At 31.5% G+C, this 17,416-nt stretch carries 10 protein-coding genes; 3 read left to right on the top strand and 7 right to left on the bottom strand.

Annotated features, from left to right (window positions below; genetic code table 11):
* Window positions 1-18 precede the first annotated feature (18 nt).
* The gene (gene tsf, locus HGB55_RS06105; protein WP_168815668.1) at window positions 19-840 is read left to right on the top strand and encodes a translation elongation factor Ts; all 822 of its coding nucleotides are present in this window, start codon (window positions 19-21) and stop codon (window positions 838-840) included.
* Between the two features lie 59 nt (window positions 841-899).
* Here the strand turns inward: tsf and HGB55_RS06100 are convergent, their stop codons facing one another.
* The gene (locus HGB55_RS06100) at window positions 900-2,711 is read right to left on the bottom strand and encodes a sodium:solute symporter family protein (RefSeq protein WP_168815666.1); all 1,812 of its coding nucleotides are present in this window, start codon (window positions 2,709-2,711) and stop codon (window positions 900-902) included.
* A 255-nt stretch (window positions 2,712-2,966) separates the two neighbouring features.
* Here HGB55_RS06100 and bglX point away from each other — a divergent pair, with 255 nt between their 5' ends.
* Complete coding sequence (gene bglX, locus HGB55_RS06095; RefSeq protein ID WP_371807806.1) at window positions 2,967-5,270, top strand: beta-glucosidase BglX; 2,304 nt, start codon at window positions 2,967-2,969, stop codon at window positions 5,268-5,270.
* A 258-nt stretch (window positions 5,271-5,528) separates the two neighbouring features.
* Here the strand turns inward: bglX and HGB55_RS06090 are convergent, their stop codons facing one another.
* From HGB55_RS06090 to HGB55_RS06065, 6 genes are read right to left on the bottom strand one after another with little or no spacing between them, the layout of a single operon-like run.
* Window positions 5,529-6,860, bottom strand: coding sequence for a beta-mannanase (locus tag HGB55_RS06090; RefSeq protein ID WP_168815664.1), 1,332 nt, complete (start codon window positions 6,858-6,860; stop codon window positions 5,529-5,531).
* An 8-nt stretch (window positions 6,861-6,868) separates the two neighbouring features.
* Complete coding sequence (locus HGB55_RS06085; protein ID WP_168815662.1) at window positions 6,869-8,440, bottom strand: glycosyl hydrolase; 1,572 nt, start codon at window positions 8,438-8,440, stop codon at window positions 6,869-6,871.
* On the bottom strand, window positions 8,441-9,625 hold the full coding sequence (locus HGB55_RS06080; RefSeq protein WP_168815660.1) for an AGE family epimerase/isomerase: 1,185 nt from the start codon (window positions 9,623-9,625) through the stop codon (window positions 8,441-8,443).
* A complete protein-coding gene (locus HGB55_RS06075; RefSeq protein ID WP_168815658.1) occupies window positions 9,625-10,794 on the bottom strand; it encodes a glycosidase in 1,170 nt (389 codons plus the stop codon). Before HGB55_RS06075 ends, HGB55_RS06080 begins: the two co-directional genes overlap by 1 nt.
* A gap of 26 nt (window positions 10,795-10,820) precedes the next feature.
* Window positions 10,821-12,659, bottom strand: a complete 1,839-nt coding sequence (locus HGB55_RS06070) for a sodium:solute symporter family protein (RefSeq protein ID WP_168815656.1) — start codon at window positions 12,657-12,659, stop codon at window positions 10,821-10,823.
* A gap of 10 nt (window positions 12,660-12,669) precedes the next feature.
* Window positions 12,670-13,818 (bottom strand): glycoside hydrolase family 26 protein, encoded by a 1,149-nt coding sequence (locus tag HGB55_RS06065; RefSeq protein ID WP_168815654.1) that lies wholly within the window; start codon window positions 13,816-13,818, stop codon window positions 12,670-12,672.
* A gap of 445 nt (window positions 13,819-14,263) precedes the next feature.
* Between HGB55_RS06065 and HGB55_RS06060 the strand changes: the two genes are divergently transcribed.
* A complete protein-coding gene (locus HGB55_RS06060; protein WP_168815652.1) occupies window positions 14,264-17,413 on the top strand; it encodes a TonB-dependent receptor in 3,150 nt (1,049 codons plus the stop codon).
* Window positions 17,414-17,416 lie beyond the last annotated feature (3 nt).

Here is a 17,416-nt window from a genome sequence, read left to right as displayed (position 1 = left end):
AACAAAAAATATTAAAAAATGGCAAAAATTACAGCCACAGAAGTAAATAATTTAAGAAAATCTACCGGAGCCGGTATGATGGATTGTAAAAATGCTCTTGTTGAAGCTGAAGGAGATTTTGACAAAGCAATTGAAATTTTACGTAAAAAAGGTCAAAAAGTTGCTGCAAAAAGAGCTGACAGGGATTCAAGTGAAGGCGCTGTTATAGCTTATGTAAATGACGCTAATAATGAAGGTGTTATTATTTCATTAAACTGTGAAACTGACTTTGTTGCTAAAAATGATGCCTTTGTTGCTTTAGCTACTCAATTTGCATCTACTGCAGTTAATTATAATTCAAAAGAAGGTTTTTTAAATGCTGATTTTGGCGGTATCACAGTTTCTGAGAAACTAATTGAGCAAACCGGTGTTATTGGCGAAAAATTAGAAATTGGATCTTTTGAAAAAGTTTCTGGTGAGTTTGTAGGTTCTTACATTCATGCAGGTAATAAAATTGCAACATTAACTGTATTATCTGCTAATGTAGAAGGTGCTGATGCTGTTGCAAAAGATGTTGCAATGCAAGCTGCAGCAATGAATCCAATTGCTTTAAATGAAGAAGGCGTAGACGCATCAGTAATTGAAAAAGAAATTGAAATTGCTAAAGATCAATTACGTCAGGAAGGTAAACCGGAAGCTATGCTAGATAACATTGCTAAAGGAAAAATTAAACGTTTCTTTAAAGACAATACGTTAGTTAACCAAGACTTTATTAAAGACAGTAAACTTTCTGTTGCTCAATACGTTAAAACTATTGGAGATGTAACAGTAACTGATTTTAAAAGAGTTGCGTTAGTATAATAACTTATCTTTTTAAGAAAACTCATAAAAAAACCTCACAAATTGTGAGGTTTTTTATTTTATAAAATTACCGCTTTTATTTTCTTCCATATTTTTATTAAAAAAATAGCTGCTATTATAGAAATGGCAATTAATAAAATACCTAAAGTATAATTTCCATAAATAATATAACCTGTAGCAAATAAAATACTATAAATTAAACATAAACCTAAAAGCATAGCTATAATTCCTGAAGGAACACTCCAAGGTTGTTTATCTGTAACTAAATCAATATTAGAACTTGCTGCATTTTTAATAATTTTGCTCCATCCCGGTCCTCCCGGTTGTATTTTTAGATAAAAACCATTTAAAACTTCTTTTTTTTCTGGCTTTGTTATAAAAGTTGTAATGAGCCAAATTACAGTAGTAACGGCAACTATAATTGGAAATTTCATATAATCAGGCATAAAACCACTTTCACCAAATAAAATTTCACCTAAGGGTGTTAATTCAAATAAAATAGAAATTATACCCGATGAAAACATTGCAGCTATTTCACTCCAAGCATTGATACGCCACCAAAACCACCTTAAAATAAAAATTAACCCGGTACCTGCTCCAAAACCTAAAATAATATCAAATAATTGCATTGCATTTTGTAAATACAAGGCCAAAACCGCACTTAAAATCATTAAAACAACTGTTGATAACCTTCCTATTAAAACCAAACGTTTTTCAGTAGCATTCTTATTTATCACTTGTTTATATAAATCATTCACAATATAAGAAGATCCCCAATTTAAATGAGTTGAAATAGTAGACATATATGCAGCTACCAGTGATGCCAAAACTAACCCTAACAAACCTTGCGGCAATTTGGTTAACATTGCTGAATAAGCCAAATCGTGACCTAATTTATCTTCTGTAACATTAGGGAAAGCCACGTGAATACTTGCTACATCCGGAAATAAAACTAATGAAGCTAAAGCAACAATAATCCATGGCCAAGGACGTAATGCATAATGCATAATATTAAAAAAGAAAGTGGCACCAATAGCATGATTTTCATTTTTAGCAGCTAACATACGCTGTGCAATATAACCTCCACCTCCAGGTTCAGCCCCAGGATACCAAGCGCTCCACCATTGTACAGCTAAAGGAATAATTAATAATGTTATTAAGGCTTTTGTATTGGAAAAATCAGGTAAAATTGAAATTTTATCAACCACATTAGGATGTGTAATTAAATTTGATATACCATTTATTTCAGGTAAGTTAACAACATAATAAGCAGCTCCTATTGATCCTACCATTGCAACAAAAAACAATAAAAAATCGGTATAAACCACACCTCTAAAACCTCCTAACGCACTAAATATTACTGTAATAACACCTGCAATTCCCACAGTTTGTATTGGAGATAACCCCAACATAATCTGACCAATTTTTATGGCTGCCAATGTAACACCAGACATTGCTAAAATATTAAAAACAACACCTAAATAAACGGCTCTAAAACCTCTTAAAAATCGTGCCGGTTTACCTCCATAACGCAATTCGTAGAACTCCATATCAGTATTCACACTTGATTTACGCCAAAGTTTTGCATAAACAAAAACAGTTAAAAGACCTGTTATTAAAAAAATCCACCAAACCCAATTTCCCGAAACACCATTATTCCTCACAATATCGGTTACCAAATTAGGGGTGTCGGTAGAGAATGTTGTTGCAACCATTGACAAACCTAAAAGCCACCATGGTATACTACGTCCAGATAAAAAGTATTCTGTAGAATTTTTCCCTGATTTTCTAGAAACCCAAATACCAATAAAAAGTGTAATTGAAAAAAATATAACAATAAACGTATAATCAATTGCGGATAATTCTACCATAAAATATGCGTTAATAATAAACCAATAATGAAGCCTTTATTTCATTTCCTTTAAATTTTTCTAAAATAAAGTTTTTATTTTAAAAAAGCTTTATTTAGATATCTTAAGTTTAAAATAGTACCAGTTTTTGTATAAATATGTAAATTAATTTTATGTTGTTTACTATAACTTTACAAGCTACAAGATTAAGTTGTAAATCTATAATTTGTAGTTAATTAAAAAATGTAAAAATTAGTAATTATAAAATAACTAAATGTGAAAAATCTATCTAAAAGTGTGTGTTATCTAACAATAATATTATTAGTTGTTGGGTGTAAAAATCAAACTCAAAACACAACTCAAAACACAACTCAAAACACAACTCAAAATACTATAGAATACAAAATTGACTCTATTCTAAAACTAATGACTATTGAAGAAAAAGTTGGTCAGATGAATCAATACAATGGTTTTTGGGATGTTACCGGTCCATCGCCAAAAGGTGGTGACGCCGAAAAAAAATATGAGCATTTACGTAAAGGTTGGGTTGGCTCTATGTTAAATGTGAGAGGTGTTGAAAATGTAAAAGCTGTTCAAAAAATTGTTGTTGAAGAATCAAGACTGGGAATACCTCTTATCATTGGGTTTGATGTCATTCATGGTTATAAAACTACAAGTCCAATTCCTTTAGCCGAAGCTGCAAGTTGGGATTTAGAAGCTATTAAAAACTCAGCTAGAATTGCTGCTATTGAAGCATCAGCATCAGGAATTAACTGGACTTTTGCGCCTATGGTTGATATCTCTAGAGATGCTCGTTGGGGAAGAGTTATGGAAGGTGCCGGGGAAGATCCTTTTTTAGGAAGCAAAATAGCCGAAGCCAGAGTAAAAGGATTTCAAGGCGACGATTTATCCGCTCCAAATACTGTTGCGGCATGTACAAAACATTTTGCCGGCTATGGTTTTTCAGAAGCCGGTAGAGATTACAATACTGTTGACGTAGGAACTTCTACCCTATACAATATTATTTTACCTCCATTTAAAGCTACTGTAGACGCTGGCGCACGTACTTTTATGAATTCTTTTAACGAACTAAATGGAATACCTGCTACTGGAAATTCATTCCTTCAAAGAGATATTTTAAAAGGAAAATGGAAGTTTGATGGTTTTGTGGTTTCTGACTGGAACTCCATTGGTGAAATGGTAGTTTGGGGACATGCTAAAGATAAAAAAGATGCTGCAAAAATTGCTATAACTGCAGGTGCTGATATGGATATGGAAGCTCATGCTTACATCAAAGAATTGGCAACTTTAGTTAAAAATGGCGACGTTGACCAAGATTTATTGGATGATGCTGTACGTCGAATTTTACGTGTAAAATTTGAGTTAGGTTTATTTGACAATCCTTATAAATATTGTGATGAAGCAAGAGAAAAAGAAGCTATAGGAAATCCTAAACACCACGAAGCCGTATTGGATATGGCAAAAAAATCTATTGTGCTGTTAAAAAACGAAAATAATTTACTTCCTCTAAAAAAAGAAGGTCAAAAAATAGCTTTAATTGGTGCTTTAGCTGCCGATAAAAACAGTCCGTTAGGAAGTTGGCGTATTGCTGCTGAAAATAATTCGGCAGTATCTGTTCTAGAAGGAATGCAACAATATACAGGAAATAAATTAGTGTATAAAAAAGGTGCTGATGTTACTATAGGTGAATCAGTATTTTTATACGATGCAAAAATTAATACTACCGATAAAAGCGGATTTAATGAAGCTATTATTGCTGCAAAAAAAGCAGATATTGTAGTGATGGTTTTAGGTGAAAATGGTTTCCAAACAGGTGAAGCCAGAAGTAGATCTAATTTAAATTTACCGGGTGTACAACAAGAATTATTGGAAGAAGTTTACAAAGTGAATAAAAATATTGTGTTGGTTTTAAATAATGGCAGACCGTTAACAATTACTTGGGCAAATGAGCATATTCCTGCCATTGTAGAAGCTTGGCAATTAGGTACTGAAACCGGAAATGCTGTAGCACAAGTTTTATATGGAGATTACAATCCAAGTGGTAAATTACCTATGAGTTTCCCAAGAAATGTTGGACAAGTACCTATTTACTACAATTATAAAAACACAGGAAGACCCGCTGATATAGATGGTAATGTATTTTGGTCTCATTATACCGATGTTGAAAAAACACCGTTGTATCCTTTTGGATATGGATTAAGCTACACTACTTTTAAATATGACAATTTAGAAATGAATAATACTTCATTCTCCATAAATGATGAAATAAAAATTTCTGTTGATATCACTAATACGGGAAAATATGACGGAAAAGAAGTAGCGCAACTTTATATTAGAGATTTAATTGGAAGTATTACCAGACCTGTTAGAGAATTAAAAGGTTTTGAATTAGTTGATCTTAAAGCAGGGGAAACCAAAACAGTTAATTTTACCTTGAATAAAGAAACTTTAGGTTTTTATAATAACACAGGTGAATTTATTGTAGAACCTGGAGGTTTTAAAGTTTTTGTAGGAGGAAGTTCAACGGCTATACTTGAAGCTGATTTTGAGCTTAAATAAAAGCTTTTAACTGAGTCCTATTAAAAGTGTTTAATAATTAATTAGATATATTAGAATCTATCATCCTGCCTTCGTAGGAATGACAAAAAAACATGATAAACTCATAAACAGTGCTCTAACTGTTTTAATTAATCGAATTTATGCTTTTTTAAGTATCTAAAAAAAAATAAGGGAGTGTGAAATGCTCCCTTAATAACCTTAATTTAAATTAACTTAAAACGTTAGCTTTTAAGTTATATCTTAAAACTCTTTGTTCTCTTATTCTATAATTGCCTTATTTGCTTCTTTTATCAAATCTAATGTTGAAGTATCTGAAGCAAAAACTGAATTTAAACCTTGTGGCTCTTGCGGTGGATCTGCACTAAAATCATCTCCATGTACCCATTTACCACTTTCAGCATTTGTTTTTGCAAATCCTGCAAAACCCCAAAAATTTAATCCGGCTAAAATGCCTTGTTCCTTTTTACTTTCAACAATTCTATTAAAAATAGCATTATAAAAAGTATTTCTATTTTCCACAGAAGCATCTAATGACAAACTTTCTTTTTCACGTGGGAAACCAAACTCAGACATTACAATTGGTTTTTGTAATTTTTTGGCTATTTCAATATGCTCATTCATATATGCATTAGCTTTATCAATAGATTCTAAGGTTGTTTCTTTTTCATTATTAATATCGTACCAACCCCAATTTTTTGGCCACATGTGCATTGCTAAATAATCAATATTTTTATTATTATGTAGTCTTTCATACATATCCATATCTTGTAAAAAACCATGTTTACCTTCGGTTCCTGTTGATACTAAATGATTTGGATCTAACGATTTAATCAAATCTACAGTTTTGTTTAACCAACCGGCAAAAGCTTTTTCATGATCAGGAGTCATTAATACTCTTGGTTCATTTGCAACTTGCCAAGACATTACTATATTATCATCACTATATTTTAAACCTGTATAGCTATTTGTTCTGCCAATAATAAATTTCAGATGCTTGTAATAAGCTTCCATACATGGTTCACAACTATGGAATTGTTTCGTATAGTTCATATAATCATCCCATGAATATTGTTCTAAAAACGGGTTAGGAACTTCACCATAACCATTCCAAGTTAAATATTGAGACATTCCTCCAGACCATATCCAGTTATTGTTTAAATACAAAACTGCATACATATTTCTTTTACGCATTTCTGACAGTAAAAAATCTAATCCGTCTAACAAATCTTCATTATACTTGCCTTGTTCATATTGTAATGCCGGATAAACTCTAGAGTCACCTCCATCACCTTCTGCGCCTGCTAAAATTCGTAGATTATCTATACCAACCTCTTTCATTAAATCCAATTCTTTGATAAGACGATCTCTATCTCCAATATTTTTGGCAGCAATTAATGGCCCATACCAGTAATTAGCACCCACAAAATAATATGGTTTATCACCTTTAAAGAATTTAGCATCTTTTACAGTTATTAAAGGAATTGTATCCTTAACATCATTTGTTTCATTTTGTGTTGTTTTAGGTTCGGTTTTACAAGAAATAAAAACTAAAACGGTAACTAACGTTATAATTGATTTATAAATTCTCATTGTATTAATTAGTTTGGTAAAGTGTATAAATCCGGTAGATTATTTTGAAATAAAGTTTCTTCTTTATTGTAGAAAGAAACAAAATCGTTAGCATCAGATTCTCCCGGAACCGGAGTATAATACCCGTCAGAATTATTATTCCAAAACATCATAAATGCAACTTCAACATTATTGTTAGTTAAAGCACTATAAAAGTATGTTGAATACAAATTTGATATAGGAGAATGATTTGAATCTACTCTATACCCGGTTTCGGTTAATGCCGCAATTTTCACTTTTTCTTTTGCTAAATTGGTAAGTACTTGAAGTTTACTATTGGCTGTATTAGCTCCAGATTGACCTTGATTTGCAAAATCTCCATAATTATCCATTCCTAATATATCTACATATTCATCACCCGGATAACGCTCTAAATATTGACTAGCTGTTGTAAAATTATTATCAGGAGAAAAAGCAAATAACATGTTGTCTACTTGTAAATCGTCACGTAAATATTCTACTGTAAATTGCCAAAGTTCAATATACTCGCTAGGAGTACAATAATTTGCTCCCCACCAAAACCAACTTCCGTCAAATTCATGAAAAGGTCTAAAAACTATTGGCACTTGTTTACCGTCAGATCCAACCATACCTTTGGTTACTTCAGCTATTTTTTGAAGTTTTTGTTTGTAATATTCATGATTTTCACCACCAGGCAAAATACTCTGAAAAGCTTTATTAAGATCATCTGAATTTATATTTGATGCATAAAATTCATCTCCACTATATGGTTCTCTAAAATGCCAGCAAAATGTATTTACCATACCTTTATCATAAGCTTCAATTGCATCGCCCGTAATAATTTCTTCTTGTTGATAAAACCAATTTGAAGAAGTTCCGTCATTGTTATCATCAGTAATAAACATAAAGTCAGAACCTAATAACCCAGGATCGGAGCCTGTTGTTTTTTTGATGTCAGAATCTCCTGTATTGTCATTATAAAATGCATTAAAAGCATCTTGTTGGCCTATTATCACATTATTAGTTTCGGAAAGAATTTTTAAATTGTAGAACAAAGCAACAGTTTCATCTGTGGCATTTGAATTAACCATATAAGATCTTGTGGCTCCCGGCTCTATAGAAGGAACATACGGAACAGTTTCCTCTTCTTCTTCAATTGAAACAATGGCTTTATTTAAAGTGCTTATTGTAACATTTCCATTATCTGTATCTGATAAAGTTATAATTACTGTTTCTGTGCCTTCTGTTTCTTCGTCGTCAATAACAACTACAGGTATTTTTACACTTGTAGATTTTGCAGGAACTGAAATATTTGTTTCTATTTCTTGATAATCAACTCCATTTGTTGCAGTACCTTCAACTTTATAATACACTGTTGTGGCAGTACTTATGGCTTTACTCAATGTTATTGTAAATTCTCCATTAACTCCTGGTTCTAATGCTTTATCTTTTGTTGGATTAATAGTTACCGTTGCTTTTTCAGGTGTTGGAGTTGGTTCAGGTGAATTACCTCCCGAAGAACAACTATTGGTAAATATTGCTAAAGCAATTGCTAAACTAAATACTATTATTTTTTTCATCTATTTACTATTTAAAACTATACAAGCTCTCGAAGTATGATACGGAGCTTTCCACATTCCTATTTTACATTCATTGGTGTATGGTACACCACTTTTATCAACTCTCCAAAACCATTCACCATTTGTATGGTCTAAAATTTTAGTTTCTATAAAATTTAAAATCTCTAATGATTTTGACAGGTATTTTTCATTATTTGTAATGTTATATGCATAACGAAGTCCTACCAAAGCTTCAGCTTGTGGCCACCAATGCTTATCGGTATCCCATTTACCTGTTTTTGGGTCGTAATCATTCAATACACCACCATCAACATCTATACCATTTTCCATAAACTTATCAGCAATCAAAACAGCAATTCTCTCAGTTTCTTCCAGCAAATATTGATCTTCAATTACTTTTGCTGCTTCAATTAAAAGCCAAGCTGTTTCAATATCGTGACCAAAAGATATAACGCTGCTTTTTAATTGCCATTGCTCATCAAAAAACAGATTTAAGTTGTTGTTTTCATTTAAAAACTTGGTGAAAAATAAGTTTATCAACTCTATTAAATTTTCTTTTAAACCTTCGTTTTTATAAACTTTATAAAGATTTGTATATGCTTCTAAAACATGTAAATGCGTATTCATTGTTTTAGCTTCATTTGCATCTTTATCACTTAAACGCATATCTTCAATTGGCGACCAATCTTGATTAAAAGCTTCAATATAGCCTTTAAACTCATGGTCATTTGCGTATTTTTCTACAAGCTGATAAATTTCAATAGCCCAATCTAATGCTTCTTGATCTTTAGAAAACATATAATATTCAGACAAAGCATAAATCATAAATGCTTGAGCATATACTTGTTTTCGAGTATTTATTGGATTACCAAAAGCATCAAGCTCCCAGTAAACACCTCCATATTGTTTATCTTTAAAATATGTTTTTAAATATTGGTATGATCTTTCGCATAAACCAATATAATCGTTTGTTTGATAATGGTTTGAAGCTGCAGAAAATGACCATAATATTCTAGAATTTAAAATAATTCCTTTCGAAGCGTTTTTAACCAATTTGTTATTATGGTCGCGCTCACCAACAAACCCTCCATTAACTTCATCAATAGCTTCAGAACTCCAATATTGTAATATTCTCTGAAGTTCATTTGCCAATGAATTTGAAACTATTTCTGCTTTTTTATGCATTAATATAATCCTTTATTTTTATCTACTAAGTTTATAATTGTTTGAACTGATCCTGCTGATGTAAAAGTATCTTCAGGAGTATTCATTACATAATCAACTAATTTATCTATAGTAGAAACGGCTACGTGCATACGAGTATCGGACGAAGCATAATAAATATAAACAGTATCATCTTCATCTTTAATCCAACCATTTGTGAATAATACATTAGAAACATCACCTAAAGTCTCTTTATAATTTGGAGCCATAAAGTAACCTCCCGGTTGATGTATTACTTTTGTAACATCATCTAAAGAAGTCATAAACATATATAACACATAACGTAAACCTGCGGCTGTATTACGCACACCATGTGCTATATGTAACCAACCTTTACTGGTTTTAATTGGCGCAGGACCTTGTCCGTTTTTTACTTCATATACTGTATGGTAGGCTTTGTTATTGATAATTTTTTCATCTTTAACTATTGGGTTTGTCATATCTTCAACATATCCAAATCCAATTCCACCTCCATTACCTATATCAATAAATCCGTCTTGAGGACGTGTATATAAAGCGTATTTTCCGTCTATAAATTCAGGGTGCATTACAACATTTCGTTGTTGCCCTGTATTAGAAATTAAATCCGGCAAACGCTCAAAATTCACTAAATCTTTAGTTCTTACAATACCTGCATTGGCAACTGCTGAACTTGTATCTCCTTGTGGTGCGTTTGGGTCTTTTCTTTCAGTACAAAATATACCGTAAATCCATCCATCTTCATGCAATGTCAAACGCATATCGTATACATTTGTATCAGGGTTTCCTTCAATTTGAGGTATTACACACGGTTTATCCCAAAACTCAAAATTATCTACTCCATTTGGACTCTCGGCAATTGCAAAGAATGATTTACGATCATTCCCCTCAACTCTTACACATAAAACGTATTTACCGTTAAATTTTATTGCTCCTGCATTAAATGCTGCGTTAACGCCTATTCTTTCCATCCCAAAAGGATTGGTTTCAGGATTTAAATCGTACCTCCAATGTATGGGAGCGTGTTCTCCTGTTAAAATTGGATATTTATATCTATTAAAAATTCCGTTTGATAGTTTAACCGGTTTATTTTTTTTGCTAATTAATTTAGCATAGCGTTCTTTTACTATATCTAGGTTATTGGTTTCCATGTACAGTTAACTTATATTTTTGTTAATTAATCTAATTTTTTATTTAAGTTATTCCACCAGAATTTTTTCAGTAAGAAAATACATATTATTAATACTGCAAGTAAAATATAAATTGGTGTAGTTTGTCTGAATACTAAATACATAGGTATAAATACTAATACCGTTTGTGCAATAATACCTACAGCAACATTAAACATATCTAAACCAAAATCGGTATTCTTTTTAAAATCTGGATTTTCAGCTTTAATTTTATCGTGAACAGGCTTCCAAAATCCCCAAGGTCTAACATTTATATAGAACTCTTTTAAAACAGCTTCTTCAGTAGGAGGCGCTGTATAAGTTCCAATAATAGATCCTATAATTGATACTAATAAAATATATGGGAATAAATATAATTCTAAAGTGTTTGGGAATAATTCAGGGAAAATGTAAGCCGACACCAAGCCTGCTACCATACCCCAAAAGAAGCCTTCGCCATTAAATCTCCACCAGTGCCATTTTAAAATGTTTGCCGCAACATAACTTCCATATAGTACAGAAACAATAATATTTAGTACCGAATTCACATTTTCTGCAAATACACCTAAAATAATACTAATAATAACAACAACAATACCTGTAAGGTAATTCATATTTTTAATTTGTACTGCTGTAGCATTTGGATTCTTATATTTTAAGTATATATCGTTTACTATATATGCCTGTGCAGCATTTAATGTTCCTGCAAATGTAGACATAAAGGCTGCTATTAGACCTGCTAATAAAAGTCCTAATAAACCAACAGGAACAAATTCTTTTATGGCTGATGGTAATATCAACTCAAAATCTATATTTCCTGCTGCGGTAAGTAAATCTAGTTTTTCATAGTAAATTAATGCCAAAGCTGCAAAACCTGCAATCATTAAATATCTGATAGGCATTAAAATTACCGATACAAATCCGCTCATTTTAGATGCTTCCTGAGGATTTTTTGTTGATAAGATTTTTTGCATATCGTATGTAGGTGCAGGACCGGCAACACTGACTAATATTCCTTTAAACACCATCATCATAAAGAAATATGTAAATAACCCGAAACCATCTTCTTGAATTTTTTGATTTACTTCCGGTATAATTGTACTCCAATCCATATTCAGTTCCCATCCAAAGAAAGGACTTTTCCATCCATCAGGTACATTTAACACATTTTGTCCTACTGCTTGGAATCCTAAATAGCCTATAACTAAAGCGGCTACCGTCATAATTGCAAATTGAACAACATCTGCCCATACAATACCGGACATACCTCCCAGTAACGAATAAAATACCGCAAAAAGAGTGAAAACAACTCCATAAAAATGAGGTACATACTCTGGCGTAACAGTAAAAGGTACATAATTACTTACCAATTCCCAAGGAATAAATATCTCAATAAATTTACCTAAACCTATAAAACCGTAAGCTAAATAACCTAAGCATACTACTAATGCAAATACTACCACAATAATATGTGACAATTTTGCTCCTTTTTTAAATCCGAAACGGGTACCAATCCATTCCGCTCCAGTTGTAGCGTTAGAACGTCTTAACCATTTTGATAAGTAAACCATTAAAAATATTTGGTTGAATACAGGCCATAACCAAGGTATCCAGGCACTTTTTATACCATAAACAAACATTAAAGTCACAAGCCAAATGGTTCCTGAAATATCAAACATTCCTGAAGCATTAGACAGTCCCAACATATACCAAGGAATTGATTTACCTCCCAGTAAATAATCATCTTTACTCCGTTGAGCTCTTTTCCTTAAAATTAATCCAATTACAACTATTGAAACTAAATACAATAATATAATTAAGATGTCAACCGTATGTAGTAATTTCATAAGTTTTAGTTTAGTTTTTTATATTGTTAAGGTCTTTTAAAAATAATGTTTTTGGTTTTGCTTTAAATTGCTTAAAATCATTTACAGAAGAATGTTCTTTATATGGCATATAAAAATGATCTTCACTGGCGTTTCTCCAAAATAAGATCCATGAAATTCCTGAATTTTCAATAGCCGGATAAACAACTTCAGTAAACCAATTTGGTGTTTGAATTTTTTCTATACCTGTTTCTGTAAAAGCGTATAATTTATTTTTTTCAGCAGCTACTTTTTTCACTATTTCCAAATCGTGAATTACAGATTTTACGTAATCTTCAGAATTATTAAAATCATAAATATCTATCCCTAAAATATCCACATAATCATCTCCCGGATAATATTTCATATAATCATCATCCGGATTTAATTTATTTGGAGAATAGGCATATAACAAATTATGAACATGATGTTTATCTCTCAATAATTTCACTGTATCTTGCCATAATTTAACATAATCTGAGGCTGAGCAATTAGGATCTCCCCACCAAAACCAAAACCCATTCATTTCATGAAAAGGTCTAAAAATTATTGGCACAACTTCTCCATTATATTGAACAGAGTTTAAAAAATTTGCAACTCTTTCCACCCATAACTCATATTTTGCCCTTTGGCTTCCTCCTTCTAAAATATCAGATACAGCAGAGGTTTTATCCCAAGAATTTCCATCGGTAACCGGATTATCCAAATGCCAACTAACAGTAACAATACCTCCTCTTTTATGTGCATTTACCATTAATTTTCTCATCACATCAAAAGAAACACTGTCTAAATTTCTACTATGAGCTAATTCAATATGACCTATATCAAATCCGTAAACCGCAGGAAAATCTCCAACAACATCGTTAACATCACTTTTAATTTCATTAGGGTTATCTTCATAATTCCAACCCAATCCGTATGAAGTTGCATCTTGATGACCAATTGCAAACCCATTTTTAGATAAAGTTACCAACCTATCATATAAGTTTTTAACATTTTTAGATGCTTCTTTATCAACAATTTTGTAACTTATATTGTTTGATTTATCAAGATTTTTACAGGAATAAAATGAAAAAGTTAAAAGAATTAATACAATTATTTTAAGTTCAATTTTATTATAAGATTTAAAAATTTTATCCATTTATTAACTTATTTAATATTTGTTTTAAATAGATTTTTTCATCTAAAAAGTTTAAGATGATTTACAATTTTCAAATTTAGTTATACCTCAAATACTATTATGATATTATTTTATCAAAATGTTAAAGTATTATTACATTTTTAAAATCGAACTCCCAAAAAACCTCTAAACTTTAATTTTTTGTTAAGATTTACAAAATAAGGTAAAAAACAAAAAATATTAATTTGAAAAAAATAATTATTAAAAATAGGCATTTTCACAATAAACATACTATTAAAACCTTTGAAAATATTTTATTGATAAATGACAAAATAATATTAACAAAAGGTTAACAATTAACTTAAATTTGATGTATTAAAACACCTAGTTAATATTTAACCTAAAAAATTTTAAGTAAAGTATTTAAAATTTTAAACTAATTTAATTAGTACTAATACCCAAGAATATGCAAAATTTAAATTTAAAAAACATTTATTGTGGTACAAAACACTATTTTTTTCTAATACTATTTTGTTTTGTAGGGCAATTGATTTTTGCCCAAAATCAAGTTAAGGGGGTTGTGTATGATCAAAACGGATTAACACTCCCGGGAGTTAACATTATTGAAAAAGGAACCAGTAATGGTGTAGTTACCGATTTTGACGGAAATTATACTATTTCAGTTCAAAACAATGCAACATTAGTTTTTAGTTATGTAGGGTTTGATACCCAAGAAGTTAAAGTTAGTGGTAGAACTACTGTTAATGTAACATTAAAAGAAAACCTTGAAAGTTTAGAAGAGGTAGTTGTGATAGGTTATGGAACACAATTAAAAGAAAACATGAGTGGTTCTGTTTCGAGTATCAAATCTGAACAACTTCAAAACATTCCACAGGTAAGCGTTGATCAATTAATGCAAGGTCGTGCGGCCGGTGTGTCAATTACTACAGATTCAGGTCAGCCAGGTAGTGCTGTTTCAGTACGTGTAAGAGGGGTAACATCAATTGCAGGTTCTAATGAACCTTTATATGTTATTGATGGTATTCAAGTATCTGGTGACGTTAGAAACCTAAGTACTAGTGGTAGAACAGCTGCAGGTGGTGAAGGGCAAAATGGCGTGAGCCCTTTAGCTGCACTTAACCCAAATGACATTGAATCAATTAATATTTTAAAAGATGCATCTGCTACAGCCATCTACGGTTCAAGAGGTGCTAATGGTGTTGTAATTATTACAACAAAAAAAGGAAAGCAAGGTAGAGGAAAATTAACATATAACACTTATGTTGCTTTACAACAAGCTACCAATTTAATTAATATGATGGATTTACCTGCGTACGCAGTATTACAAAATGATTTATCTCCATTATATCAACCAACAACCAGAGATGAATTTGTTCACCCTGAACTTTTAGGTCCGGGTACAGACTGGCAAGATGAAGTATTTAGAGATGCTTTTATGCAAAATCACGTTCTTTCATTCTCAGGTGCTAATGAAAAAGTTGATTACTATATTTCAACCGGATATTTAGATCAAGAAGGTACAGTTATTGGATCTGACTTTAACAGGATATCAATTAAAGCAAACGTTAATGGTCAAGTTAACGATTGGTTAAAAGTTGGTACTAGCGTTACTTTAAGTAGAACAAAAGAAAACATAACTTTAAATGGGCGAAGAAACGGTATTGTAAGTTTAGGTTTATTGCAAGCGCCAGACGTTGCTGTTTATAACGCTGACGGTACTTTTGCTTATCCTTCTAACGATAATAACCAAGGTGCTCCAAACCCTATAGCTATTGCATTAAGCAATACTAACAACCTTACTAGAGACAGAATTTTAGGAAATGTATATGCCGAATTAAAAGTAACAGATAATTTAACCTATAGAACAGAAATAGGTGGAGATTTTGGTTATAATACAAATAAGAGATTTCAACCAACAACAGATATGGGTAGATTCTCAAATTTAACTGCTGTTTTAAACTTAGATAAATCTGATAACGAATTTTGGGTTATCAAAAATTTGTTGACTTATAACAACACTTTTGCTGATAAACACAATGTTACTTTATTACTTGGACACGAAGCTCAAGAATCCACTTGGAGTGGTGTACAAAATCAAGGTTCAGGTTTTGTTAGTAATGATATCCAATCTTTAGCATTAGCTGATCAAATTACAGTAGATGACTATGGAGATAGCGCAGCGTTGATCTCATATTTCGGACGTTTAATATACAATTTCGACGGAAAATATGGTTTAACCGCTTCAATAAGAGCTGATGGTTCTTCTAAATTTGATCCGGATGGAGATAATCAATGGGGTTATTTCCCTTCTGTTTCTGCATCATGGAATGTTTCTAAAGAACCTTTTATGACAGATTTTAATGCTGTTAGAAACATAAAATTAAAAGCTGGTTATGGTGTTGTAGGTAATCAAGATATTCCTAACTACAGATACGGTGCTAGTCTATCATCTTATGTAACAGATTTAGGAATTGGTTTTGCTGTATCTAATATTCCAAATAGCGACTTACAATGGGAAGAATCACAACAAGTAAATGTTGGTTTAGATTTTTCTTTATTTAATGATAGACTAAACACTACTGTTGAATGGTATAGTAAAACTTCTGAAAAATTCTTATACCCATTAGCATTACCTACTTATTTAGTTGGAGGTGAATCATGGGAAGGTGGTGTAGGTGCTCCTTACGTGAATTTAGGAAAAATGAGAAATACCGGTGTTGATGTAAGCTTAAACTATAGCACTATTGGTAACGGTGATTTTTCATGGAATTCCACATTAACATTCTCTCGCTATAAAAACGAAGTTAAAGAATTGCTAGAAGGTTTAGATATTTTTGGTGAAACAAACGTAGATGATTTAGGTACTGCTGTTACAACTACACAAGTTGGACAAGCTCTAGGACTTTACTATGGTTATAAAGTTGATGGAATTTTTAGAACCGTGGAAGATATCCAAAATGCTCCTGTACAATTTGGAGTTCCTTTTGATTCTGAAGCTGTAACTGGTGTTTGGTTAGGAGATATTAAATATAAAGATGTAAATGGAGATGGAGTTGTAAATGAAGGTGACTTAACAGTTATTGGTAATCCTCACCCAGATTTTACTTTTGGATTTAACAACTCTTTCAATTATAAAAATTTAGAATTATCAATATTTATGCAAGGTTCTTATGGTAATGATTTAATGAATTTAACCAGAAGAGAAACTTCAAGTTTAAATAGATTATATACTAACAATTTAATGTCTGTAGCAGATTATTGGACTCCAGAGAATAATTTATCTAGCACTCCTAGGCTAAGAACTCAAGAACACCAAAACAATAAAGTATCTGACAGATGGATTGAAGATGGTTCTTATTTAAGAATTCAAAATATTACTTTAGGATATAACTTCCCTAGTGATGTTCTTGAAAAAATTAATATAAGCAGATTAAAAGTGTATGGAAGTGTACAAAACTTATACACCTTTACAGAATATAGTGGATATGATCCTGAGGTAGGATCTTTTAACCAAGATGCGCTTCTTATGGGGGTAGATAACGGTCGTTATCCAACACCAAGAACATTTACTTTAGGTTTAAACGTTGAATTTTAATTG

This window comes from Lutibacter sp. B1, from assembly GCF_012524075.1.
Lineage (GTDB): Bacteria > Bacteroidota > Bacteroidia > Flavobacteriales > Flavobacteriaceae > Lutibacter.
Note: the sequence above shows the minus strand (reverse complement) of the source record. Positions and strands in the feature narration are given on the sequence as shown.